The organism is Dechloromonas hortensis, from assembly GCF_009469765.1.
Classification (GTDB): Bacteria; Pseudomonadota; Gammaproteobacteria; order Burkholderiales; family Rhodocyclaceae; genus Azonexus; species Azonexus hortensis.
In genome coordinates this window covers 232,115-254,954 of sequence record NZ_SSSQ01000001.1, presented here as the reverse complement: position 1 = coordinate 254,954, position 22,840 = coordinate 232,115, and the positions used below count along the sequence as shown (strand labels likewise).

The 22,840-nt window shown below is 63.5% G+C and carries 20 protein-coding genes; 13 read left to right on the top strand and 7 right to left on the bottom strand.

What is annotated here, in order from left to right:
* Positions 1-97: 97 nt before the first annotated feature.
* From GH663_RS01260 to GH663_RS01240, 5 genes are all read left to right on the top strand, one after another.
* Positions 98-370: a chaperone NapD gene (locus GH663_RS01260; RefSeq protein ID WP_246181472.1), complete on the top strand. Its 273-nt coding sequence runs from the start codon at positions 98-100 to the stop codon at positions 368-370.
* Between the two features lies 1 nt (position 371).
* Positions 372-2,918 carry a nitrate reductase catalytic subunit NapA gene (gene napA / locus GH663_RS01255; RefSeq protein ID WP_439329140.1) on the top strand — a complete coding sequence of 849 codons (2,547 nt, stop codon included), beginning with the start codon at positions 372-374 and terminating at the stop codon, positions 2,916-2,918.
* An 84-nt stretch (positions 2,919-3,002) separates the two neighbouring features.
* A complete protein-coding gene (gene napG, locus GH663_RS01250; protein WP_153129928.1) occupies positions 3,003-3,884 on the top strand; it encodes a ferredoxin-type protein NapG in 882 nt (293 codons plus the stop codon).
* On the top strand, positions 3,881-4,789 hold the full coding sequence (gene napH / locus GH663_RS01245; RefSeq protein WP_153129927.1) for a quinol dehydrogenase ferredoxin subunit NapH: 909 nt from the start codon (positions 3,881-3,883) through the stop codon (positions 4,787-4,789). Before napG ends, napH begins: the two co-directional genes overlap by 4 nt.
* Positions 4,790-4,819: 30 nt before the next feature.
* Complete coding sequence (locus tag GH663_RS01240; protein WP_153129926.1) at positions 4,820-5,308, top strand: nitrate reductase cytochrome c-type subunit; 489 nt, start codon at positions 4,820-4,822, stop codon at positions 5,306-5,308.
* A gap of 65 nt (positions 5,309-5,373) precedes the next feature.
* Here GH663_RS01240 and rpoH read toward each other — a convergent pair whose 3' ends face one another.
* Positions 5,374-6,237 carry an RNA polymerase sigma factor RpoH gene (gene rpoH, locus GH663_RS01235; protein ID WP_066887296.1) on the bottom strand — a complete coding sequence of 288 codons (864 nt, stop codon included), beginning with the start codon at positions 6,235-6,237 and terminating at the stop codon, positions 5,374-5,376.
* An 82-nt stretch (positions 6,238-6,319) separates the two neighbouring features.
* Here rpoH and gluQRS point away from each other — a divergent pair, with 82 nt between their 5' ends.
* On the top strand, positions 6,320-7,231 hold the full coding sequence (gluQRS, locus tag GH663_RS01230) for a tRNA glutamyl-Q(34) synthetase GluQRS (protein WP_153129925.1): 912 nt from the start codon (positions 6,320-6,322) through the stop codon (positions 7,229-7,231).
* Here the strand turns inward: gluQRS and clsB are convergent.
* The 4 genes from clsB to GH663_RS01210 form a co-directional block, all read right to left on the bottom strand.
* Positions 7,206-8,417 carry a cardiolipin synthase ClsB gene (gene clsB / locus GH663_RS01225; protein ID WP_153129924.1) on the bottom strand — a complete coding sequence of 404 codons (1,212 nt, stop codon included), beginning with the start codon at positions 8,415-8,417 and terminating at the stop codon, positions 7,206-7,208. The two genes, gluQRS and clsB, sit on opposite strands and share 26 nt — an antisense overlap.
* Complete coding sequence (locus GH663_RS01220; RefSeq protein WP_153129923.1) at positions 8,407-9,162, bottom strand: endonuclease/exonuclease/phosphatase family protein; 756 nt, start codon at positions 9,160-9,162, stop codon at positions 8,407-8,409. The genes clsB and GH663_RS01220 overlap by 11 nt, the downstream gene beginning before the upstream one ends.
* A gap of 154 nt (positions 9,163-9,316) precedes the next feature.
* Positions 9,317-10,414: a quinolinate synthase NadA gene (nadA, locus tag GH663_RS01215; RefSeq protein WP_153129922.1), complete on the bottom strand. Its 1,098-nt coding sequence runs from the start codon at positions 10,412-10,414 to the stop codon at positions 9,317-9,319.
* Between the two features lie 72 nt (positions 10,415-10,486).
* A complete protein-coding gene (locus tag GH663_RS01210) occupies positions 10,487-10,939 on the bottom strand; it encodes a rhodanese-like domain-containing protein (protein WP_153129921.1) in 453 nt (150 codons plus the stop codon).
* A gap of 47 nt (positions 10,940-10,986) precedes the next feature.
* On the opposite strand from GH663_RS01210, the gene GH663_RS01205 reads away from it, so the two are divergent.
* The 3 genes from GH663_RS01205 to GH663_RS01195 all read left to right on the top strand — a co-directional run bounded on the left by GH663_RS01205 (position 10,987) and on the right by GH663_RS01195 (position 14,345).
* Positions 10,987-12,162 (top strand): cation diffusion facilitator family transporter, encoded by a 1,176-nt coding sequence (locus GH663_RS01205; RefSeq protein WP_153129920.1) that lies wholly within the window; start codon positions 10,987-10,989, stop codon positions 12,160-12,162.
* Between the two features lie 188 nt (positions 12,163-12,350).
* Positions 12,351-13,766 (top strand): type I glutamate--ammonia ligase, encoded by a 1,416-nt coding sequence (gene glnA / locus GH663_RS01200; RefSeq protein WP_066887314.1) that lies wholly within the window; start codon positions 12,351-12,353, stop codon positions 13,764-13,766.
* 114 nt (positions 13,767-13,880) lie between these two features.
* On the top strand, positions 13,881-14,345 hold the full coding sequence (locus GH663_RS01195) for a DUF4124 domain-containing protein (protein ID WP_246181471.1): 465 nt from the start codon (positions 13,881-13,883) through the stop codon (positions 14,343-14,345).
* Here the strand turns inward: GH663_RS01195 and GH663_RS01190 are convergent, their stop codons facing one another.
* Both GH663_RS01190 and GH663_RS01185 read right to left on the bottom strand, forming a co-directional pair.
* Complete coding sequence (locus GH663_RS01190) at positions 14,346-17,492, bottom strand: efflux RND transporter permease subunit (protein WP_153129918.1); 3,147 nt, start codon at positions 17,490-17,492, stop codon at positions 14,346-14,348.
* Between the two features lie 3 nt (positions 17,493-17,495).
* Positions 17,496-18,548, bottom strand: a complete 1,053-nt coding sequence (locus GH663_RS01185) for an efflux RND transporter periplasmic adaptor subunit (protein ID WP_170291309.1) — start codon at positions 18,546-18,548, stop codon at positions 17,496-17,498.
* Positions 18,549-18,695: 147 nt separating this feature from the next.
* Here GH663_RS01185 and glnL point away from each other — a divergent pair, with 147 nt between their 5' ends.
* The 4 genes from glnL (at position 18,696) to GH663_RS01165 (ending at position 22,819) form a co-directional block, all read left to right on the top strand.
* Complete coding sequence (glnL, locus tag GH663_RS01180; RefSeq protein WP_153129916.1) at positions 18,696-19,757, top strand: nitrogen regulation protein NR(II); 1,062 nt, start codon at positions 18,696-18,698, stop codon at positions 19,755-19,757.
* Positions 19,758-19,830: 73 nt separating this feature from the next.
* Positions 19,831-21,243 (top strand): nitrogen regulation protein NR(I), encoded by a 1,413-nt coding sequence (gene ntrC, locus GH663_RS01175; protein WP_153130273.1) that lies wholly within the window; start codon positions 19,831-19,833, stop codon positions 21,241-21,243.
* A gap of 71 nt (positions 21,244-21,314) precedes the next feature.
* Positions 21,315-22,106 (top strand): biotin--[acetyl-CoA-carboxylase] ligase, encoded by a 792-nt coding sequence (locus GH663_RS01170; RefSeq protein WP_153129915.1) that lies wholly within the window; start codon positions 21,315-21,317, stop codon positions 22,104-22,106.
* Positions 22,103-22,819 (top strand): type III pantothenate kinase, encoded by a 717-nt coding sequence (locus tag GH663_RS01165; RefSeq protein ID WP_153129914.1) that lies wholly within the window; start codon positions 22,103-22,105, stop codon positions 22,817-22,819. The genes GH663_RS01170 and GH663_RS01165 overlap by 4 nt, the downstream gene beginning before the upstream one ends.
* The last annotated feature ends 21 nt before the right edge of the window (positions 22,820-22,840 follow it).

Sequence of the window (22,840 nt, the reverse complement as noted above, 5' to 3'; positions counted from 1 at the left end):
AGTTTATGGGCTTTTCAAAGTCTTGATCTGCGCTAAAAACGTTAAATGCTTATCGGCGTAGATTGCCCCGGCTGACATCAAACTGACTGGGCGTTGCATGGACATGAAGGCTGCCACCGGTATCAATATCTCCAGCGTCATTCTCGGGGTCGCCCCGGCCGACGCGGCGGGCGTTGGTGAGCGGCTGGCAGCCCTCGCGGGGGTCGAGGTCCATGCGCTGGTGGAAGATGGACGGATGATCGTCACCATCGAATCCGCCTCCGACAACGCCACGGTCGATACCTTTGAGGTGATTCGCCAGATGCCGGGGGTACTCTCGGCCTCGCTGGTCTATCACCACTTCGAATCGGATCCAGACGAGGAGGCGTGAGATGGTCGAACTGAAACTTACCCGGCGTGATTTCATCAAGAGTAACGCGGTCGCGGCAGCGGCCAGCGTTGCCGGGATCAGCCTGCCGGTGGTCGCTGCACCGCCGGGCAAGGATGACGGCGTGCGCTGGGACAAGGGGGTCTGTCGCTACTGCGGCACCGGTTGCGGCGTGCTGGTTGGCGTCAAGGACGGCCGCGTCGTCGCTACCCAGGGCGACCCGGAGGCGCCGGTCAATCGCGGCCTGAACTGCATCAAGGGCTATTTCCTGTCGAAGATCATGTATGGCAAGGATCGCCTGCAGACGCCGATGTTGCGCATGAAGGACGGCAAGTACGACAAGAATGGCGACTTCAAGCCGATCACCTGGACCCAGGCCTTCGACATCATGGAAGAGAAGTGCAAGGCGGCGCTCAAGGAAGGCGGGCCGAAGAATATCGCGATGTTCGGCTCCGGCCAGTGGACGGTCTGGGAAGGTTACGCCGCCGCCAAGCTTATGAAGGCCGGTTTCCGCACCAACAACCTCGATCCCAACGCCCGCCACTGCATGGCCTCGGCCGTCGCCGGCTTCATGCGCACCTTCGGCATCGACGAGCCGATGGGTTGCTACGACGACGCCGAGCACGCCGATGTCTTCGCGCTTTGGGGCTCGAACATGGCCGAGATGCACCCGATCCTCTGGTCGCGCATCACCGATCGCCGACTGACCGCCAAGCACGTCAAGGTCCATGTGCTGTCCACCTTCAGCCATCGCTCCTGCGAGCTGGCCGACAACACGCTGATCTTCAAGCCGCAGTCCGACCTGGCCATCCTCAACTACATCTGCAATCACATCATCCAGACTGGCGCGGTCAACAAGGATTTTGTGGCAAAACATGTCAAGTTTGCCAAGGGCGTCACGGACATCGGCTACGGCCTGCGTCCGAACCACCCGCTGGAAAAGGTGGCGATGAACAACGGCTACCCGGGTGAGGAAGGTAAGCCGAAAGGCAACCCGAACAACTCGACGCCGATGACTTTCGACGAGTTCGCCGCCTTCGTGTCCGAATACACGCTGGACAAGGCACACGAGATTTCCGGCGTGCCCAAGGAAAACCTCGAAGCGCTGGCCAAGGCCTACGCCGATCCGAAGGTCAAGGTCGTTTCCTACTGGACCATGGGCTTCAACCAGCACACCCGTGGCACCTGGGTGAACAACATGATCTACAACGTGCACCTGCTGGTCGGCAAGATTTCCGAGCCGGGCAACGGGCCGTTCTCGCTGACCGGCCAGCCGTCGGCCTGCGGCACGGCGCGCGAAGTGGGCACCTTCGCCCATCGCCTGCCGGCCGACATGGTGGTGATGAATCCCAAGCACCGCGAGCTGTCGGAAAAACTCTGGAAGTTGCCAGCCGGCACCATTCCCGACTGGATCGGCCTGCACGCGGTCGCCCAGAGCCGTGCCCTGAAGGACGGCAAGCTCGGTTTCTACTGGACGTCGACGACCAACAACATGCAGGCCGGGCCGAACGTCAACGACGAGATTTACCCGGGCTGGCGCAATCCCAAGGCCTTTGTCGTCGTCTCCGATGTCTATCCGACCGTCTCGGCCATGGCCTCCGACCTCATCCTGCCTTGTGCCATGTGGATGGAGAAGGAAGGCATGTACGGCAACGCCGAACGGCGCGGCCAGATGTGGCGCCAGCAGGTCAAGGCACCGGGCGAAGGCAGGTCCGATCTCTGGCAGTACCTCGAATTCTCCAAGCGCTTCAAGATCGAAGAAGTCTGGCCGGCCGAATTGCTCGACAAGAATCCCGAGTACAAGGGCAAGACCATGTACGACGTGCTGTTCGCCAACGGCCAGGTCAACAAGTTCGGGCTGGACGAGGTCGCCAAGGTCAACGCCCACGGCATCAAGGGCTACATGAACGACGAGTCCAAGGCCTTCGGTTTCTATGTGCAGAAAGGCCTGTTCGAGGAATACGCCTCGTTCGGCCGTGGCAAGGCGCACGATCTGGCCAACTTCGACGTCTATCACAAGGCGCGCGGCTTGCGCTGGCCGGTGGTCGATGGCAAGGAAACGCTGTGGCGCTTCCGCGAAGGCTACGACACCTATGTGCCGAAGGGCGAGGGCGTCCGCTTCTACGGCTACCCGGACGGCAAGGCCATCGCTTTCGCACTGCCTTACCAGCCCGCCGCCGAAATGCCGGATGCTGAATACGACCTGTGGCTATGTACCGGCCGCGTGCTGGAACACTGGCACACCGGCTCGATGACGCGTCGCGTCCCGGAACTCTACAAGGCGATGCCGGATGCCGTCATCTATATGCATCCGGACGATGCCAAGAAACGCGGCCTGCTGCGGAACGACGTGGTCAAGGTAGCGACCCGGCGCGGCGAAATCCAGTTGCGGGTGGAAACCCGGGGCCGCAACAAGCCGCCGCTCGGCCTGGTCTTCGTGCCATTTTTCGACGAACACCGGCTGGTCAATAAACTGACGCTGGACGCGACTTGCCCGATCTCGAAAGAGACGGACTACAAGAAATGCGCCTGCAAGGTGGTCAAGGCCTGAACCATGAGTAACGATTAAGGCAATCAGGGAGTGCCGTGACAAGGGTGGGGCGACAGCCCCACCCGGCGGCTGCCCCAAGACGATATGAACCCAAAGAACAGCACTCCACCCAAGAGCGGTGCCGCACGCCGCCAGTTTCTCTTCGACTCGGCCCGCATGGTCTGCGGCGTCGGTCTGCTCGGGCTTGGCCTCGGCTTTTACGCCAAGCAGGCAAAGGCACTGCCGGCCCTTGCCCTGCGTCCACCCGGCGCCCTGCCGGAAGACGACTTTCTCGGCGCCTGCATCCGCTGTGGCCTGTGCGTTCGCGACTGCCCCTACAACACCCTGGAACTCGCCAAGCCGGAAACGCCGGTCGCCACCGGCACGCCTTACTTCACGGCGCGCAACATTCCGTGCGAGATGTGCGAGGACATCCCCTGCGTCAAGGCCTGCCCGACCAAGGCCCTCGATCATGCGCTGACCGATATCAACCAGGCGAAGATGGGTGTCGCCGTACTGATCGACCACGAAACCTGCCTCAACTTCCTCGGCCTGCGCTGCGACGTCTGCTATCGCGTCTGCCCGGTGATCGATAAGGCGATTACGCTGGAAATGCTGCCCAACGAGCGTACCGGCCGTCATGCCATGTTCTTGCCGACCGTCCATTCCGAGCATTGCACCGGCTGCGGCAAATGCGAAAAATCCTGCGTGCTGGAAGAAGCTGCCATCCGCGTCCTGCCGCCCAAGCTGGCCAAGGGTGAACTCGGCCATCATTACCGGGTCGGCTGGGATGAGCAGAAGAAGGCCGGGCGTTCGCTGATCGATGAGTCGAAAATGCTCGACCTGCCCGACCGCCTGCCGGAAGGTGCCCAACTTCCCGGCCACTATGACCCGGCCAGCGGCCACACCGCACCGGCCCGCGGCCTGCCCGGCAGCGAGGCGGGGGCGATCCCGAGCCTGCCGCCCGGTCTGGGGAGCAAGCCATGAGCCAGATCGCCGACAAGAAACGTATCGGTGCCGAAGCCGTGGAAAGCAAGGGCTGGCTGCGCGCCCACAAATGGCTGATCCTGCGCCGCCTGTCGCAGTTCGGCATCCTCGGCCTGTTCCTGCTCGGCCCGCTGGCCGGGCTCTGGATTGTCAAGGGCAACCTCAATTACAGTCATACGCTCGGCCTGTTGCCGCTGACCGACCCCTATGTCGCATTGCAGGCGTTGTTTGCCGGGCATGTGCCGGAGAAACTGGGCTTGATCGGGTTGGCCATTGCGCTGGCTTTCTACCTGCTGGTCGGCGGCCGGGTCTATTGCAGTTGGGTCTGCCCGGTCAACGTGGTGACCGATGCTGCCGGCTGGCTGCGCGACCGCCTGGGCATCAAGGGGGCGAGCAGCATTTCGCGCAATACCCGCTACTGGATCCTTGGCATGACCTTGCTCGGCTCGGCGCTGAGTGGCGTCGTGCTGTGGGAATTGGTCAATCCGGTGTCGATGCTGCACCGTGGCCTGATTTTCGGCATGGGGGCGGCGTGGACCGTCGTGATTGCTGTTTTCCTGCTCGACCTGTTCGTGATGAACCGTGGCTGGTGCGGTCGACTGTGCCCGGTCGGCGCTTTTTACAGCCTGGTCGGGCGCTGGAGTCCGCTGCGCATTTCGGCACCGCTGCGCTCCGCCTGCAACGATTGCATGGACTGCTTCGAAGTCTGTCCTGAGCCGCAAGTCATCCGGCCAGCCCTGAAAGGCGAGGGCAAGGGCGTCGGGCCGGTGATTCTGGCGCCGTCGTGCACCAATTGCGGGCGCTGCATCGATGTCTGCTCGAAAGAAGTTTTTACCTACGGTCTGCGTTTCAATAACCCGGCTTCGACTGACACGCTCGTCAAGGTGCAGCCGGAGACCAAATGATTAGCCAGTTTTAGAGGAGGAGCGCCCATCATGAAACAAATGCTGAAGACGACATTCGCCGTGCTTGCTGCCGCCGCCTGCTGGGCGCTGGCTGCGCCAGGTTTTGCCCAGGATGCACCGAAGCCGATGCGCGGGGCGGATGTGCCTGCGGTCGACCAGGCGCCGGAGGCCAAAAAGTACCTTGGCGGCAAGCCCGGTGGACAAACCAAGGTGGCCCGCACCTTCAGTAGCCAGCCGCCGGTCATTCCGCATGCCGTCGAGAATTTCGACGAAATCACGCTGGAAGAGAATCAGTGCCTGTCCTGTCACGGCCCCGATGTCTATAAGAAGAAAAATGCGCCGAAGGTCGGCGACAGCCATTTCCGCGACCGCGACGGGAAGGTCCTGCCTGAAGCCTCGGCCGCACGTCACAACTGCGTGCAATGCCATGTGCCGCAGGTCGATGCGCCGCCGCTGGTCGATAACGACTTCAAGGGCGACCTCGTTGCCGCCAAGCCGGCCGGCAAGAAAAAGAACTGACCCGGCGCGCCGGCAACAAAAAGGGGAGCTGCGGCTCCCCTTTGCTTTGAGCGCCCGCTTGGGCCTTAGGCGGCGACGAGCAGTACGCCGCGCATCTTTTGCAGCGCCTTGACTTCGATCTGCCGGATACGCTCGGCCGAAACGTCGAATTCGGCGGCCAGTTCATGCAGCGTCGCGGCTTCGCCATCGTGCAGCCAGCGGGCCTCGACGATGCGACGGCTGCGCGGGTCGAGAGCCGATAGCGCCTCGTGCAGGCCTTCGTCCTGTTGGCGGGCGATCGCCTTGTTTTCGATGACGCGGGTTGGCTCGTAGCGCGAGTCGGCCAGATAATCGATCGGCGCGAACGCATCGTCGCTGTCGTCTGGGCTGCCTTCCAGCGCCAGGTCACGGCCGGTCAGCCGGGTTTCCATCTCAACCACTTCCTCCGGCTTGACGCCGAGGCGGCTGGCGACTTCGGCAGCCTGCGGGCCGGACAACGTATCGACGCCTTCGTAGTCGTTTTTCAGGCTGCGCAGGTTGAAGAACAGCTTGCGCTGGGCCTTGGTGGTCGCTACTTTGACCAGGCGCCAGTTCTTCAGGATGTATTCGTGGATTTCGGCCTTGATCCAGTGCATCGCGAATGAAACGAGGCGCACGCCGCGCGTCGAGTCGTAGCGTTTGACTGCCTTCATCAGGCCGATGTTGCCTTCCTGAATCAGGTCGGCGTGCGGCAGGCCGTAGCCGAGATAACCGCGGGCAATCGAGATGACCAGACGGAGATGCGACAGCACGAGCTGGCGGGCCGCTTCCACATCGCCATCATTGTGGAAACGCTGAGCCAGCCGGGTCTCTTCCGCCTCGGAAAGCATCGGGTAACGGTTCGCGGCCTGGATATAGGCATCGATGTTGCCGACGGCTGAGGGAATGGGAAGCGCCATTGCTTGGGTCATAGCGTAAGATTTCTCCTTCAACGATTACAAATACATTCTAGCACTCGCTGTCTCAGAGTGCTAACTGCCTGAAAAGTTTCCGATGTCACCTGTCTATCGCGGTCGTTTCGCCCCTTCGCCGACCGGGCCGCTGCACTTCGGGTCGCTGGTTGCCGCGGTCGGCAGCTACCTTGATGCGCGCACACAGGGCGGCGAATGGCTGCTGCGCATCGAGGATATCGATACCCCGCGCAATGTGCCGGGGGCTGCGGAAAACATCATCGCGACGCTGGCTGCCTTCGGTTTCGAATGGGATGGCCCGGTCCTCTGGCAGAGCCAGCGCCATGAGGCCTATGCCGCGGCGCTGGCACAACTGCAGGCGGCCGGGCTGGCTTATGGCTGCGCCTGCTCGCGCAAGGAAATTGCCGATTCGGCCACCCGGCCGGCGATCGATGGCGGTCTGGCCTACCCGGGCAGCTGTCGCCACGGTCTGCCGGTGAGGCGCCCGGCGCGCGCCTGGCGGCTGCGGGTCGGGACCGCTGAGATCGCCTTCGACGACCGCTTGCAGGGCCATATCGCGCAGCAATTGGAGCGCGATGTCGGCGATTTCGTGCTGTTGCGCGCTGATGGCTTGTTCGCCTACCAGTTGGCGGTTGCGGTCGACGATCAATTTCAGGGCATTTCCGACATTGTGCGCGGGGCTGATCTGCTCGCTTCAACGCCGCGCCAGATCTGGCTGCAGCAGTGCATGGGCTGGCCGACGCCGCGTTATGCCCATTTGCCGGTGGCGAGCAATGCGGCGGGGGAGAAACTCTCCAAGCAGACGCTGGCTCCGGCGCTGGAGGTCGGGCAGGCGGCAGCGGCACTGGTCGGTGCCCTGCGTTTTCTCGGTCAGGCGGTGCCGGCCGAACTGGCCCGGGCCAGCGTTGCCGAAGTCTGGGCTTGGGCGCATGTCCACTGGTCGTTTGCCGCCATTCCGCGGCAAGCGGCTATTCCGCTGGCGACTCTGCCGTAAGGCCGGGGGTTTCTTCGTCGGCCTGCCAGTGCTTCGGGCCGTAGCCGGTCAGGCCGACCAGGGCACGGACCAGCCCGTAGCTGAGCCAGCGTAGCAGGCGGGAGTGAATGGGCTGGCGGGTGAAGGTTTCGGCGTGCATTTCGCGGGCGCCGTCGGCCATCGCGGCGTAGATGCTCTGGCGCAATTCGCCGGCAAAAGCGGCATCGCGGACGACGATGTTGGCCTCTTTGGCGAGCAGCAGGCTGAACGGATCGATGTTGGAGGAGCCGACCGTGGCCCACTCGCCGTCGATGACCGCCACCTTGGCGTGCATGAAGCTCTTTTCGTACTCGAAAATCCGGATCTTGCTTTCCAGCGCCGCCAGATAGAGGGCCTGGGTCGCGAAGCGGAGCAGGGGGTGGTCGGTCTTGCCCTGCAGCATGACGGTGATCCTGACACCGCGCCGGGCCGCCGCCTGCAGCGCCCGGCCGAAGCGGACGCCGGGCAGGAAGTAGGCGTTGGCAATGAGAATTTCCTCCTGCGCCGCGTTGATCGCGGCGATGTAGGCGTGCAGGATGTCGTTGCGGTGGCGGATGTTGTCGCGAATCAGGAAGGCCGCCGTCTGGGCGCCGGCCAGCGCGCAATGCGGGGCGACGACCGGGGCGTGGCGGAAACGGCGCTTGAAATTGACCCAGGCAACGATTTCCCAGATCCGCCGTACGGCGTGATGCACCTGCTGCAGGGCCGGGCCTTCGACCCGGACGGCGTAGTCGTAGCGCGGCCGCATGTCGTCCGGCGCATTGTTGTCGTCGATGATATTGATGCCGCCGACGAAGGCCACGCGGGCGTCGATTACCACCAGCTTGCGGTGCAGGCGGCGCAGGCGATGGCGCTTGAAGTGAAAACGACCGATTTCCGGGCGGTACTGCATGGCCTGAACACCGGCGGCGGTGAGCAGCGGCATGAACTCGCTGCTGAAATTGCGGCTGCCGAAGCCGTCCACCGTGACATTGACTTGAACGCCGCGCCGGGCCGCCCGGCACAGCGCGCCGGCGATTGCATGGCCGACTTCATCGTCGGCGAAAATGTAGCTTTCGAGATAGATTTCGCTTTGTGCCGCCTCGATCTCGGCGAGCAGGGCCGGGAAGTAATCCTGGCCGGAGTTGAGCAGGGTGAGCCGGTTGCCCGGCAGGAATTCAGCGGCCATACCGGGCGAGATAGGCCGATAGCGCCGCGTGATCGGAAATCTTCGACCACGGCTGGCCGTGGTGCACCTCGGTGCGCTCGACGCGGAAGCCGCGGACGTAAATGCGGTCGAGCCGGAACATCGGCATCGCCGCCGGAAAGCTGCGCACCGGTACGCCCCTGCTATTGCTGAACACTTCAAGCAGGCCGAGGCGTTTGGCGAGATGCTCGCCGGCCCGGTTGCGCCAGTCGTTGAAGTCGCCGGCAATGATCAGGGGCGCCTCCGGATCGGCCAGGCGGTCGAGATAATCGGCCAGAGCGCTCATCTGCCGGCGGCGCGAATGGCCGAATAGCGACAGGTGCACACAGACGCAATGGGCGGCCGGGCCTTCCGGTAATTCGATACGGCAGTGCAGCAGGCCGCGCTTTTCGAACTGCAGATGGGTGACGTCCTGGTTGTGTGCATGCAGGATCGGAAAGCGCGACAGGATGGCGTTGCCATGGTGGCCATGGTCGTAAATCATGTTGTGGCCGTAGGCCGACTGCCAGAAATCCTCGGCCAGAAACTCGTGCTGCGGTGAACTCGGCCAGTTGTCGTGGTTTTCGGCATGGCCGAGATGGAGGCCTTGGACCTCCTGCAGGAAGACGATGTCCGGGTTGAGGTGGCGCAGGCGGTCGCGCAGTTCATGCACCATCATCTGGCGGTTGAACTGCGAAAACCCTTTGTGGATGTTGTAGGTGGTGATGTGAAGGCTGGGCGTGCTCACGGCGAGTGACTCCGGGACTGCGCTGGCCGCACCGGGGAGGGCGGCACCACCCGCTAAGCTTACCGCGCCTTGCCGGTTCCTGCTGCAGCAAGGTCTTGTCGTTCATCGGCTGGACGGTGAGTAGGCTCGCCGTCCAGCCGCCCCTGCATTGGCTTCAGGAAATCGCCAGCATCCGTTCCAGGGCCAGTTTGGCCAGCTTGGCTTCGTGCTCCGGGACCTTGATCTGATTGACGATCTTGCCGTCGACCAGGTTTTCCAGGGTCCATGCCAGGTGCTGCGGGTCAATGCGCTGCATCGTCGAACACATGCAGATGGTGGTCGCCATGAACTGGACGATCTTGTTTTGCGGCAGAACTTCTTTCGCCAGCCGGTCGACCAGGTTCAGTTCTGTGCCGACCAGCCAACGCGTCCCTTCCGGCGCTTCCTTGATGGTCTTGACGATGTGTTCGGTCGAGCCGACATAGTCGGCGGCGGCGCAGACTTCGAAATTGCATTCCGGGTGGGCAATCACCTTGCCCTCCGGGTACTTGGCGCGGAAGGCATCGATCTGCGACTTCTGGAACATCTGATGCACCGAGCAGTGGCCCTTCCAGAGCAATATCTTGGCATGCTTGATCTGGGCCGGCGTTAGGCCGCCGAGTTCGAGGTCCGGGTCCCAGACGACCATTTCGTCCATGGCAAAACCCAACTGGTGGCCGGTCCACCGGCCGAGATGCTGGTCCGGGAAGAACAGCACCTTGGGGCGGCGTTCGAAGGCCCATTTGGCGATGGTGCCGGCGTTCGACGAGGTACAGACGATGCCGCCGTGCTCGCCACAGAAGGCTTTCAGGTCGGCCGCCGAGTTGATGTAGGTGACCGGCGTCACTTCCTCTTCTGCATTCAGCACCGAATTCAGTTCGCGCCAGCAGCGTTCGACCTTGGCCAGATTGGCCATGTCGGCCATCGAACAGCCGGCCGCAAGGTCGGGCAGGATGGCGACCTGGTGCGGCGCGGTCATGATGTCGGCGACTTCGGCCATGAAATGCACGCCGCAGAAAATGACGTACTCGGAGTCGGTCTGCGCGGCGAGCTTCGACAGCTTCAGCGAGTCGCCGGTCAGGTCGGCGTGCTGATAGACGTCGGCGCGCTGGTAATGGTGGCCGAGAATGACCGCCTTCTTGCCGAGCTTGGCGCGAGCGACGCGAATGCGTTCCTGGCAGGCTTCGTCGGACAGGTTGTTGAACGGATCAAAGGAGATGGTTGCTGTTTGCATGCTGTTCTCTGAAAAATCGGCTTTTTCGATGGTCGACCGCAGGGGCCTGCCGTTGTCTCTAAGGGCGCCGGGTTATCCCTGGTTCCACGGCAGTCCGGCCTTGCGCCAGCCGCCGATATGGTTGCGCTGGCCGTTGGCATCCTTGTCGCCCTCGAAACCTTCGAGGATGTTGTAGCAGTTGTTGTAGCCGGCTTCGCTGGCCGCCGCGGCGGCAGCGATCGAGCGGGCGCCGCTGCGACAGAGGAACATGACCAGCGCTTCGGGATCGACCTGGCGTTTCAGTTCGGCCAGGAAGTTCGGGTTGCGGACGCCGCCCGGGTACTGGTTCCATTCGATTTCGACTGCGCCGGGAACGCGCCCGACCCAGTCCCACTCGGCCCGCGTCCGGACATCGACAATTTTCGCGCCGGGCGCCAGATGCAGCAGATCGCAGGCTTCCTGCGGCGTCAGTTCACCCTGGTAGGGGCGTTCCAGCGACTGGCCGCGCTGGCGGGCCAGATTGAGTATCTCGGTTAACTTTCCCATAATCTTTGGCTGCTAAAATCCAAGGTCGATAGTATAGGGCAGACCTTATGGGACAAGAGCAACAGCCGGTCGTTCCGGCCGCGCTAACGGCCGCCGAACGCGCCGAGCAGACTCAGCGCGCCACTTGGGTCAGCGTCGTGATCAATCTGCTGCTGACCGTGGTGCAGATTGTCGTCGGCTGGTTGGCGCATTCCCAGTCGCTGGTTGCGCACGGCCTGCACTCCTTTTCCGATCTGCTTTCCGATTTTCTGGTCATCTACGCCAGTCGGCAGAGCGCGCATCCTGCCGACCAGGCCCATCCCTACGGCCACGCCCGGGTCGAGACGGCGGCGACGCTGATCCTCGGTGCTTCGCTGACCCTGATTGGCGGTGGCATCCTGTGGGAATCCGGGATGCGCCTGCAGCATATCGAAAACCTGCCCAGCGTCGAAATGTCTGCCTTCTGGGTCGCCGTCGCCACTGTGATCGCCAAGGAAGGCCTGTACCGCTACCTGATCCGGGTCGCCGAGCGCCTGCGCTCGCAACTGATGATCGCCAATGCCTTGCACACCCGGGCCGATGCGGCCTCGGCGCTGGTCGTCGTGGTCGGCATCGGCGGTGCCCTGCTCGGCTGGTCCTTCCTCGACCTGCTGGCGGCGGCCTTGATGGGCTTCATGATCCTGCGCATGGGCGCCGGTCTGGCCTGGGGAGCGCTCAAGGAACTGATCGATACCGGTCTCGAGGAAACCCAGGTTGCTTCCATTCGCCAGACCTTGGCGGCGACGCCCGGTGTGCTCGGTGTACACAACCTGCGGACGCGGCGCATGGCGCATCAGGCGCTGGTTGATGTGCATGTCCAGGTCGATTCGCGGATCAGTGTTTCCGAAGGACACCGCATTGCCGAGTCGGCGCGAGCCCGGGTTCTGAGCGAACATGCCGAGGTGCTCGATGTGCTCGTGCATATCGACCCCGAGGATGATCTGGACCCCGACATCGCCATCCGTCTGCCAGCGCGCGAAACCCTGCTGCAGGAATTGCTGCCGCTGCTCGCCGACCTGCCCGAACCGGAGAGGGTGGTGCTGCATTATCTCGGTGGCCGCATCGAGGCCGAGATTTTCTTCAGCCACGCCTTCTTCGAAAATGGCGATGCGATGCGCAAGCTCTCTCAGCAGCTGGCCGAGCGCCTGGCCGCGACCTCGACCATCCGGCGCCTATCGGTGAATTGCATGTTTGCACCAAAATAGTGCGCCAATTGGCCGGGTTTGCACGGTTATGGTGCGTTAAATCTTTGCTTAATCCATGCATCTCATTGTGGCAAAATGCAAAGCTTAGTTGCGGGTCTTTGGCACACTTTCTGCTAAAACCTCCGCGTTGCGAATTTTTGATTGTCGCCGGATAAGCCGGCAACTTGTTTTCTAGGAGACTGACGTTTATGGCAACCCCGCAAGACGTGATCAAGCTGATTAAGGAAAATGACGCCAAGTTCGTCGATTTTCGTTTCACCGATACCCGTGGCAAGGAACAGCACGTAACCGTGCCGGTTTCCGCTTTTGACGAAGACAAGTTCGAAAACGGCCACGCTTTCGACGGCTCCTCGATCGCCGGCTGGAAGGGTATTCAGGCTTCCGACATGCTGCTGATGCCGGATCCGGACACCGCCTACGTCGACCCGTTCTTCGACGAAACCACCGTTGTCCTGTCCTGTGACGTCGTCGACCCGGCCGATGGCCGTGGCTACGACCGCGATCCGCGCTCCATCGCCAAGCGCGCTGAAGCCTACCTGAAGTCCTCCGGCATTGGCGACACCGCCTACTTCGGTCCGGAACCCGAATTCTTCATCTTCGACGGCGTCGAGTGGAATGTCGACATGTCCGGTTGCAACCTGAAGATCCATTCCGCTGAAGCGGCTTGGGGCTCGGGTGAAAAGAACGACGGCAATGGCGCCACCGGCCACCGTCCGACCGTCAAGGGCGGCTACTTCCCGGTTCCGCCGGTCGACAGCCTGCACGACATCCGTTCGGCCATGGTGCTGACCCTGGAAGCCCTCGGCTGCCCGGTTGAAGTTCACCACCACGAAGTCGCCACTGCCGGTCAGTGCGAAATCGGTACCGTGTTCAACACCCTGGTCAAGCGCGCCGACCAGACCCAGATCCTGAAGTACGTGGTGCATAACGTTGCCCACCAGTACGGCAAGACCGCCACCTTCATGCCGAAGCCCATCGTTGGCGACAACGGTTCCGGCATGCACGTTCACCAGTCGATCTGGAAGGACGGCAAGAACCTGTTCGCCGGCGACGGCTATGCCGGTCTGTCCGAACTGGCCCTGTTCTACATCGGCGGCATCATCAAGCACGCCAAGGCCCTGAACGCGATCACCAACCCGGGTACCAACTCCTACAAGCGTCTGGTCCCGCACTACGAAGCCCCGGTCAAGCTGGCTTACTCGGCCAAGAACCGTTCCGCTTCGATCCGTATCCCGTTCGTTGCCTCGACCAAGGCCCGTCGTATCGAAACCCGCTTCCCGGATCCGATCGCCAATCCGTACCTGGCCTTCGCCGCCCTGCTGATGGCTGGTCTGGACGGTATCCAGAACAAGATCCACCCGGGCGACCCGGCTGACAAGAACCTGTACGATCTGCCGCCGGAAGAAGACGCACTGATCCCGACCGTCTGCGCTTCCCTCGAAGAAGCCCTGCAGAACCTGGACAAGGATCGTGAGTTCCTGACCCGTGGCGGTGTGTTCTCCAACGACTGGATCGACGCCTTCATCTCCCTGAAGATGGACGAAGTCAATCGCGTTCGCATGACGACCCACCCGGTGGAATTCGATCTGTACTACTCCTGCTAAGCCAGCGAGCCGGTATTCAAAAAGGGCGGGTTTTCCCGCCCTTTTTTTGTCCACCGTTCGGCGGGATGACCGTTAAAGTCCGCTACACTTGAGCGCTAACCTGGAATGATGACGATGACACGTAGCACGCTTGCAACCCTGCTCGCCATACTGGCGCTGCCGGCAACGGCCCAGACGATTTACAAATGCACCGACGCCAGTGGTGGCACGCTGATTTCCAATACCCGTATCGAGAAGAACTGCAAGGCGATCGTCAGTGGAGCGGAATCGACGCTGCCGGCACCCAAGCCGCGTTCGGGGGGCTCGGGGGCGGCGGCCAATCCGTCACCGGCGGGTTTCCCCAAGGTGCAGGAAGATACGCAGAAGGCGCGTGACGGCGATCGGCGCCACATCCTGGAGCAGGAACTGGCCGGCGAGCAGCGCAACCTGGAGCTGGCGCGCAAGGAACTGGCCGAGCAGGAAGCCCTGCGTACCGCCGGCGACAATCGTCAGGACCGCATCCTGCCGTACAAGGATCGCGTCGGGCAGCACGAGCGCAATATCCAGGCGATCCAGAAAGAACTCTCGAATCTGCGCTGATCAGGCAGTCGGCGATTTGACTTTGTACCAGGCGGCGTAAAGCGCCGGCAGGAAGAGCAGGGTGAGGGCGGTGGCGACGATCAGGCCGCCCATGATGGCCACGGCCATCGGCCCGAAGAAGTCGTTGCGCGACAGCGGGATCATCGCCAGCACGGCGGCGGCCGCGGTCAGCACAATCGGCCGGAAGCGGCGCACCGTCGATTCGACGATCGCTTCCCAGCGCGCCTTGCCGGCGGCCAGGTCCTGTTCGATCTGATCGACCAGGATCACCGAATTGCGCATGATCATCCCGAACAGCGCGATGGTGCCGAGCAGCGCCATGAAGCCGAACGGCTGGCGGAAAACAAGCAGGAACAGGGCGATGCCGATAATGCCGAGCGGCGCCGTGAGCAGCACCATGACGACGCGCGAGACGCTCTGCAGCTGGATCATCAGGATGGTGACGACGGCCAGGATGAAGAGCGGGATGCCGGCCATCACCGAGGTCGAGCCCTTGGCCGATTCCTCGACCGAGCCGCCGGTGGAGATGCTGTAGCCGGCCGGCAGGGCGGCGCGCAGGGCGTTGATTTCCGGATTGATGCGGTCGACCACCGTCGCCGGCTGGGTTTTGCCGTAGAGGTTGGCGCGGACGGTAATCGTCGGCAGGCGGTCGCGACGCCAGATCAGCCCCGGTTCGAAGCTGTACTTGAGATGGCCGATCTGGCTCAAGGGTACGCTCTTGCCGCTGCGGGTCGGCACCGAGAGGTCGGGCAGCACGGCGAGGTGGGTGCGTTCCTCGCGGTCGCCGCGCAGCACGACATCGATGGTCTTCTCGCCTTCGCGGTAGCTGGTCACCGTGTAGCCGTTCAGCGACATGTTCAGCAAGGCGGCCAGATCCTGGCTTGAAACGCCGAGCAGGCGGGCCTTGTCCTGGTCGATTTCGATCTCGATGGCCTTCGACAGCTCGCTCCAGTCGAAATTGACGTTCGACAGTTCCGGATTTTGGCGCATCACATCTGCCACCTGGCCGGCCACTTTGCGCAGCGTCGCCATGTCCTCGCCGGAAACCCGGTACTGCACGGGATAGCCGACCGGCGGCCCGTTTTCGATGCGGCTGATATTGCCCCGGGCGTTGAAGCCATCCTGTTCGAACAGCTCGATCAGGCGCCCGCGGAGGGCTTCGCGGGCCTCGACGTTACGAGTGACGATGACGAACTGGCTGACGTTGCTGGCCGGCAATTGCTGGTCGAGGCCGAGGTAATAGCGCGGCGAACCGGAGCCGACGTAGGTGATGTAGTGCTCGAACTGGTTGAATGCGGCCTTGTCCTGGTCGAGCCAGTCTTCGAGACGTTTGGCTTCGGCATCGCTGGCTGCGATCGAGGCGCCTTCCGGCAGGCGGAGTTCGACATTCAGTTCAAGCCGGGTCGAATTCGGGAAAAACTGCTTCTGTACCTTGCCCATGCCGACGATGGCCAGGGCGAACAGGGCGATGGTGATGGCAATGACCAGCCAGCGACGCTTGACGCACCAGGTAACGAGCTTGCGGAAGCGGCTGTAGAACGGCGTGCCGTACACGTCGTGCTCGTCGCCGTGGGCCGGGCCGCTCAGGCCGAGGCGGGTGAGCAGGTGGGCCAGGGCCGGCAGCCGGCGTTCGATCAGGCTCGGCGGGCGCGGCGCATGCGGGTTGGGCAGCAGCTTGTAGCCGAGCCAGGGAATGGCGACGACCGCGGCCAGCCAGGAGATGAGCAGGGCGACGGCGTTGATCTGGAAGAAGGCGAAGGCATATTCGCCGGTCGACGATTTGGCCAGCGCAATCGGGATGAAGCCGGCGACGGTGACCAGCGTGCCGGACAGCATCGGGCCGGCCGTGCTGCTGTAGGCGAAAGAGGCGGCGCGGGTTCGTTCCCAGCCCTGTTCCATCTTCACCCACATCATTTCGACGGCGATGATCGCGTCGTCCACGAGCAGGCCGAGGGCGAGGACGAGGGCGCCGAGCGACACCTTGTGCAGGCCGACATTGAACCACTGCATGGCGAGGAATGTGGCGGCGAGGACGAGCGGGATCGAAATGGCGACGACCAGGCCGGTGCGGATGCCGAGGCTGATGAAGGTGACCAGCAGAACAACGATCACCGCTTCGGCCAGCGACTGGACGAAAGCCTGTACCGAGCGCTTGACGGCATCCGGCTGGCTGGCCGACGGTGCGATCTCGACGCCGAGCGGCAGGGCTTGGTTGATTTTGGCGATGTGGGCATCGAGCTCCTTGCCGAGGACGATAATGTCGCCGCCCTTGGCCATGGCAACACCGATGGCCAGCGCCCGCTTGCCGCCGAAGCGGACCTGGGTGGCCGCCGGGTCGATGGTGCCGCGCTTGATGCTGGCGATGTCGCCAAGCCGGAAGCTGCGGTTGCCGGCGCGGATCAATGTGTCGGCCACGGCCTGCACGGTGTCGAAAGCGCCGCCCGGCCGAATCTGGATGCGCTCGCTCGACGTTTCGAAAAAACCGGCCCCGGCGACGGCGTTCTGCTGGTTCAGGGCCTGGACGATGGTCGTCTGATCGATGCCGAGCGTCGCCAGCTTGGCATTCGACAGTTCGACAAAGATCTTTTCGTCCTGGATGCCGAAGATTTCCACCTTGCCGACGGTCGGTACGCGTAACAACTCGTCGCGAATGCGCTCGGCGGTGTCCTTCAGTTGCGGGTAGTCGAGGCCTTCTGCGGTCAACGCATAAATATTGCCAAAAACGTCGCCGAATTCGTCATTGAAGAACGGGCCTTGGATGCCGGCCGGCAGCGTGTGCCGGATATCGCCGATCTTCTTGCGGACCTGGTAATAGACATCGGGCACCATGGCCGGCGGCGTGCTGTCCTTGGCGAAGAACATCACCGTCGATTCGCCGGGGCGCGAGTAGCTCGATACCCGGTCGATGAACGGCGTTTCCTGCAGTTTCTTTTCGATCTTGTCGGTCAGCTGCTGTTCGACCTGGCGCGCCGTGGCGCCCGGCCACTGGGTGCGGATCACCATCAGCTTGAAAGTGAACGGTGGATCTTCGGCCTGGCTCAGCTTGCCATAGGCGAACACGCCCATCAGGGCGAGGGCAAACAGGAAATAGCCGACCAGCGTCCGGTGGTGCAGCGTCCAGTCGGAAAGGTTGAAGCGCTGGCTCACGATTCAGCGCTGCCCACTGGGCGGCGTCACCGGCTTCGCCTGGACGCTCTGACCCGGCACCAGCTTGGCGGTGCCGGCAACGACGACCACTTCGCCGGCCTGCAGGCCGCTGCTGATCGCTGCGCCATCCTCGCGGAATTGCGCCACCTGCACCGGGCGCGGCATCGCCTTGCCGTCGCTGACGACCCAGACCAGCGGCCCCTGGCCCTGGTCGAGCACGGCGTTGAGTGGGACGAGCAACGGGGCGCTGCCGGCGCTGCCGACGACGACCCGGGCCGTCATGCCGAGGCGGACTTCCGGAGGCGGCTCGATCAGGCGGATGCGTGCGGCGTAGGTCCGGGTCGCCGGGTCGGCGGCTGGCGCCAGTTCGCGCAATTCGCCGCGGACAGTGATTTTTGGCTCGGCCCACAGGTTGACCGCCAGACTCGGCGCCGCCTTGATCTCGGCCAGCCGGTTTTCCGGAATGGCGATGGCGACTTCCTTTTCTTCCGGGCGGGCCAGCCGGATGACGGCCTGGCCGGCACCGACAACCTGGCCGGCCTCGGCCAGCACGGCGGTGACGACGGCCGGGTATTCGCTGCTCAATGTGCCATAGCTGGCCTGGTTGCCGCTGATCTGGTTTTGCGAACGTGCCTGCTCGAGGCGGGCCTGGGCGCTGTTGAAGGCATTGTCCTTGGCATCGAAGGCGGCCTGGCTGACGAACTTTTTGCCGAGCAGGCCGGCATAGCGTTCGCGCTCGGCCTTGGCGGTGGTCAATTCGCTTTCCGCCGCGGCGAGCTGGGCGCGGGCGGTAGCCGCGGCCAGTTGCAGGTCGGCCGGATCGAGCCGGGCCAGCGGCTGGCCGGCCTTGATCTCGGCGCCGGCATCGACCAGCCGGGCAGCCAGCTTGCCGCCGACGCGAAAGGCGAGGTCGATTTCATGTCGGGCGCGAATTTCGCCGGTGTAGATACTCATGCCGCTATCCGCCTGGGCCACCGTCTGGACGAGGACCGTGCGTACTGCGGCCGGTGGCGCATCGCCGGCCGAGCAGCCGGCCAGCAGAAGCAGGGCGGCCAAGATGGGCGCAACTCGGGGCGGATTGAAGGTGGCCATTGGCGGTGCGGGAAAAGGAGGTCTGCGAATGATAATGAACCATCGGTCAGTAACGCAAGATATGATTTTTTGCCGGCGCAAGGCGGCCGGCTGTGCGGCTACAATGACGCCATGAACTCATCCTTTGCTTCCTTCGCCGGCCTTGATCTGCTGGCTTCGGCGGTTCTGTTGATCGACGAGGATCTGCGCGTCCGCTACGTCAATCCGGCCGGTGAAAATCTGTTGGCGGTGAGCAGCCGCTCGGTCGAGAGCAAGCCGCTGCTGACCATTTGCACCTGTCCGCCCAGTCTGCAGTCGGCCTTCGACAACGGTCTGCACAACAACTGGGGCTATACCGGCCAGAACCTCGAACTCAAGCGTCACGACGGCGAACTGCTGCACCTGAACTGTACGGTGACGCCGCTGCGTCCCGATATGGCGCCCGGGGTCCGCCTGCTGCTCGAATTGCAGCCGATCGAGCAGCAACTGGCGGCCACCCGCGAGGAACAGTTGATCCAGCAGCAGCAGGCCAATCGCGAACTGATCCGCAATCTGGCGCACGAGATCAAGAACCCGCTCGGCGGCATTCGCGGCGCGGCGCAATTGCTCGAACACGAACTGGCCAACCCGTCGCTCAAGGAATACACCCAGGTCATCATCAAGGAAGCGGACCGGTTGCAGGACCTGATGCAGCGCCTGCTGACGCCGCACCGGGCGATGCTGCCGACCACCGTCAATATCCACGAAATTCTCGAACGGGTACGCAGCCTGCTGACGGCGGAGTTTCCCGGTTCGCTGGCGATGCGGCGCGATTACGACACCAGCCTGCCGGAACTGGTCGGCGACCGCGAGCAACTGATCCAGGCGGTGCTCAATATTGCGCGCAACGCCGCGCAGGCGATGGAGGGCGAGGGCGAGATCGTCCTTCGCACCCGCTCGCTGCGTCAGGTGACGCTGGCCAAGAAGCGCTACCGCCTGGCGATGGAGATCAAGGTCATCGACAACGGCCCGGGTATCCCGGAAGCCATCCGCGAACGCATGTTCTATCCGCTGGTTTCCGGGCGCGAGGGCGGCAGTGGCCTGGGGCTGACCATTGCCCAGAATTTCGTCCAGCATCATGGCGGCACGATCGATTGCTCCAGTCATCCGGGCAACACGGTGTTCACGCTGCGCCTGCCGGTCGAGCCTGCATGACGCTGGCAAAATTGGCCGGCCTGACTCTTGCTTCAAAGATATTCATTCTAATGAGCAGATGAGCCAAACATCTATGAAACCGGTCTGGATCGTTGACGACGATCGTTCCATTCGCTGGGTCCTGGAAAAGACCCTGTCCCGCGAGGGCATCCCTTTCAAGAGCTACGCCTCGGCCACCGAGGCCATTTCCCAACTGGAACAGGGCATCGAACCGCCGCAGGTATTGATGTCCGATATCCGCATGCCAGGCCAGTCCGGGCTGGATTTGCTGCAGGAAGTCAAAACCCGTTTCCCGTCGGTGCCGGTCATCATCATGACCGCCTACTCCGATCTGGAAAGCGCGGTCGCCGCCTTCCAGGGGGGCGCTTTCGAATACCTGCCGAAGCCGTTCGATGTCGATCAGGCGGTTGAACTGATTCGGCGCGCTATCGACGAGTCGATGCACCAAAGCGGTGCGGCCGAAGAAGAGGGGCTGGTGCCCGAGATTCTTGGCCAGGCTCCGGCCATGCAGGAAGTCTTCCGTGCCATCGGCCGCTTGGCCTTGTCGCATGCCACTGTCTTGATCACCGGCGAATCCGGTTCCGGCAAGGAACTGGTGGCGCGGGCGCTACACCGGCACAGCCCGCGCGCCGACAAGCCCTTCATCGCGATCAATACTGCGGCCATCCCGAAGGATTTGCTGGAATCCGAACTGTTCGGCCACGAGCGCGGCGCCTTCACCGGCGCCCAGGCCCAACGACGCGGCCGTTTCGAGCAGGCCGAGGCCGGCACGCTGTTCCTCGATGAAATCGGCGACATGCCTTCCGAACTGCAGACCCGCCTGCTGCGCGTGCTGTCGGACGGGCATTTCTACCGGGTCGGCGGTCACTCGCCGATCAAGGCCAATGTCCGGGTCATTGCCGCGACCCACCAGAATCTGGAAACGCGGGTCAAGGATGGCTTGTTCCGCGAAGACTTGTTCCATCGCCTGAATGTCATCCGTATTCGCCTGCCGTCGCTGCGCGAGCGGCGCGAGGACATTCCGCTGCTGACCCGCCACTTCCTGCAGAAGAGTGCGCGCGAACTCGGCGTCGAGACCAAGCGGCTGTCTGATCCGGCCCTGAAGTACCTGAGTGGCCTCGATTTTCAGGGCAACGTCCGCCAACTGGAGAATCTCTGCCACTGGCTGACCGTGATGGCCCCCGGTCAACAGGTCGAAATCAGCGATTTGCCCGGCGAACTGCGCGAAGCGGCGCCGATGACTGTCGCCACCGATTGGGAAAGTGCCCTCGAAGGCGAAGTCGACCGCATGCTGGCCCGTGGTCTGGGCGATGTACATGGCGTGCTGGCCCAGACTTTCGAGCGCATCCTGATTTCCCGGGCCCTGGCCCATACCGGCGGTCGGCGCATCGAAGCAGCGCTGGCCCTGGGCATCGGTCGCAATACCATCACCCGGAAAATCGCCGAACTGGGCATCGATGGCGGCAAGGAGACGGTAGCCGAATAGGTTGCCGGAGCCGGGCGGGCACTGCTTTTCGTCGGTGTTGCCCGGCAGCGAACTGGCTTACAATCGGCCGCATGACGCTGATTGATCCTGTTTTGCTCAAATCCAGGCTCGGCTTGCTGGCCGGCCGTTTCGACGTTGATGCGCTGGCCGAGTGCGACTCCAGCAGCAGCGAGTTGATGCGTCGGGCCGATCGCGGTGCCCCGGCCGGCACGGTCGTCGTCGCCGACCGGCAAAGTGCCGGGCGCGGGCGACGTGGCCGCAGCTGGTCGTCGGCACCTGAGGCCAGCCTGACCTTTTCCGTGCTGTGGCGGTTTTCCGGCCCGCCCGGCCGTCTGGCCGGCCTCTCGCTGGTGGTCGGCGTCGCCCTCGCCGAAGCCCTGGAAACGCTGGGCGCCCAGGGCGTCTGCCTGAAATGGCCGAATGACGTTCTGTTGCGCCGGGACAATGCCTACGCCAAGCTGGCCGGCATTCTCGTCGAGCTTTCCACCGACCGGCGCGGCACCCAGGCCGTGATTGGCATCGGTCTCAATCTGCAGGCGCCGCCCGAGATTCTGCCGCAGCCGGTGGCCGCTCTCGATCAGGCCTTGGCGGCGACGCCGGATCGTCATGTCGTACTGGCGGCCATTCTCGGTCATCTGGCCGCGGTGCTGGACCGCTTTGCGGTCGACGGCTTTGCTGGGCTGAAAATGGACTGGCAGCAGCGTCACGCCTGGCAAGGCGAGGCGGTGCAACTGCTCGGCGAAGCGGCCGAGCCCTTGCCCGGGCGCTGCCTCGGGGTCGATGACGACGGTGCCTTGCTACTCGAAACGGCAAGCGGCGTGCAGCGCATCTTTTCAGGCGACGTCAGCCTACGCCGGGCATGATCATCTGCTTCGACAGCGGCAATAGCCGCATCAAGTGGGGCGTCCATGACGGCAACGCCTGGCTGGCGCAAGGGGCGGTGGCGCACGCCGATGTTGCCGAGCTGGCGAGCCTGCCGGCGCGCTGGGACAGGCCTGAACGCGTCATGCTGGCCAATGTCGCCGGGGCCGAGGCGGCGCAGCGGATCCGCCAGCAACTGCAGGCCTGGGCGCCGCAGTTTTGCGACGTGCAGCCGGTCGCCGAGCGGGCCGGTGTCACCAATCTTTACCGGAATCCGGCTCAACTCGGTGTTGACCGCTGGTGTGCGCTGATCGGCGCGCATGGCCTTTTCCCGCGCGACAGCATCGTGGTCATGGCCGGTACGGCAACGACGATCGACAGCCTTGACGCGGCGGGCACCTTTCTCGGCGGCATGATCCTGCCCGGCCTCGATCTGATGCGGCGGGCGCTGGCCCGCGACACGGCCGGACTGGCTTATGCCGACGGCCAATATGCCGCGCAGCCGCGTTGTACCGATGATGCCATTGTCACGGGTTGCATCGAGGCCCAGGCCGGTGCCATCGAGCGGGCCTGGACCCGCCTGAACGCTGGCGATGCCCTCTGCGTCTTGTCCGGCGGCAATGCCGAGTTGATCGGCAAGTACCTTGTCATTCCGCATGTGCTGGCCCACAATCTGCCGCTTGAAGGTTTGCGGCAGCTCGCGGCCGAACCCTAGTCGGCGCTTTTCGCCAGGCGT

Bases quoted from the DNA above. Each gene is read 5' to 3' on its own strand.
- glnL (WP_153129916.1), top strand. From the start codon at position 18,696: ATGAACTCATCCTTTGCTTCCTTCGCCGGCCTTGATCTGCTGGCTTCG.
- clsB (WP_153129924.1), bottom strand. From the start codon at position 8,417: ATGGCCGCTGAATTCCTGCCGGGCAACCGGCTCACCCTGCTCAACTCC.
- GH663_RS01260 (WP_246181472.1), top strand. From the start codon at position 98: ATGGACATGAAGGCTGCCACCGGTATCAATATCTCCAGCGTCATTCTC.
- napA (WP_439329140.1), top strand. From the start codon at position 372: ATGGTCGAACTGAAACTTACCCGGCGTGATTTCATCAAGAGTAACGCG.
- GH663_RS01240 (WP_153129926.1), top strand. From the start codon at position 4,820: ATGAAACAAATGCTGAAGACGACATTCGCCGTGCTTGCTGCCGCCGCC.
- GH663_RS01210 (WP_153129921.1), bottom strand. From the start codon at position 10,939: ATGGGAAAGTTAACCGAGATACTCAATCTGGCCCGCCAGCGCGGCCAG.
- gluQRS (WP_153129925.1), top strand. From the start codon at position 6,320: ATGTCACCTGTCTATCGCGGTCGTTTCGCCCCTTCGCCGACCGGGCCG.
- GH663_RS01165 (WP_153129914.1), top strand. From the start codon at position 22,103: ATGATCATCTGCTTCGACAGCGGCAATAGCCGCATCAAGTGGGGCGTC.
- napH (WP_153129927.1), top strand. From the start codon at position 3,881: ATGAGCCAGATCGCCGACAAGAAACGTATCGGTGCCGAAGCCGTGGAA.
- rpoH (WP_066887296.1), bottom strand. From the start codon at position 6,237: ATGACCCAAGCAATGGCGCTTCCCATTCCCTCAGCCGTCGGCAACATC.
- ntrC (WP_153130273.1), top strand. From the start codon at position 19,831: ATGAAACCGGTCTGGATCGTTGACGACGATCGTTCCATTCGCTGGGTC.
- GH663_RS01205 (WP_153129920.1), top strand. From the start codon at position 10,987: ATGGGACAAGAGCAACAGCCGGTCGTTCCGGCCGCGCTAACGGCCGCC.
- napG (WP_153129928.1), top strand. From the start codon at position 3,003: ATGAACCCAAAGAACAGCACTCCACCCAAGAGCGGTGCCGCACGCCGC.
- GH663_RS01195 (WP_246181471.1), top strand. From the start codon at position 13,881: ATGACACGTAGCACGCTTGCAACCCTGCTCGCCATACTGGCGCTGCCG.
- GH663_RS01170 (WP_153129915.1), top strand. From the start codon at position 21,315: ATGACGCTGATTGATCCTGTTTTGCTCAAATCCAGGCTCGGCTTGCTG.
- nadA (WP_153129922.1), bottom strand. From the start codon at position 10,414: ATGCAAACAGCAACCATCTCCTTTGATCCGTTCAACAACCTGTCCGAC.
- glnA (WP_066887314.1), top strand. From the start codon at position 12,351: ATGGCAACCCCGCAAGACGTGATCAAGCTGATTAAGGAAAATGACGCC.